Below are 272 nucleotides of genomic sequence, written 5' to 3'. Positions count from 1 at the left end.
ACCACTGGCGCCTAGATCGGCATCAATAGCATGAACTAAGGCGCCAATATGATCAGCGACGACAAGCTTTTCAAAGAAGCCTAAAAGAAGTTGTGCGACGGCACGCTCAAAAACAGCTGGCTGCAGCGTGCCGAAGGTTGGAGCCGTAATTTGCTCGAAAAACTCCGGAGAACGCTGGATAGGGCCACTTAGGATCTGTGGAAAGAATGCTACATAAAGACTTACGGCTATGACATCCCGCGAGGCAGGTACGCTTTCCCAGTAGACGTCAA

General features: G+C 50.7%; 1 pseudogene. It reads right to left on the bottom strand.

From position 1 onward, the window contains the following. Window positions 1–272, bottom strand: a pseudogene (locus tag AC4HNJ_RS21935) (hypothetical protein); the annotation flags it as partial.

Source organism: Dyella sp. SYSU CM1112, from assembly GCF_058216415.1.
The sequence above is the reverse complement of the archived record's forward strand: the minus strand, read 5'-3'. Positions and strand labels throughout refer to the sequence as shown.